The 373-nt window shown below is 61.1% G+C and carries 1 protein-coding gene; it reads left to right on the forward strand.

The annotated features are described in order from the left end of the window. Nucleotides 1-373, forward strand: a 373-nt coding sequence (locus tag AC1DKR_RS21425; RefSeq protein ID WP_478035234.1) for a LysR substrate-binding domain-containing protein, incomplete at both ends; no start/stop codon positions are given.

The following is a 373-nucleotide window of genomic DNA, read 5'->3' on the forward strand; positions in this document are numbered from 1 at the left end:
ACACCACGTTGATCAACCGCACCACGCGGCGCATGGACCTGACCGAGGAGGGCAAGTACTTCTTCGAACAGGCCAAGCTGATTCTCGACCAGATGGACGAGCTCGAAGAGCGTCTGTCCTCGCGCCAAAAGACACCTTCCGGACGACTGCGGATCAACGCGGCGTCGCCGTTCATGCTGCATGCCATCGTGCCCTACATCGATGAGTTCCGCCGTCTGTACCCGGACATCCAGCTGGAACTCAACAGCAACGACCTGATCATCGACCTGCTGGAGCAAAGCACCGACATTGCGATCCGCATCGGAGCGTTGGCGGATTCGACCCTGCATGCGCGTTCGCTGGGGGGCAGTCCGCTGCACATCCTCGCCAGCCC

This window comes from Stenotrophomonas sp. 01N47 (genome assembly GCF_056399165.1).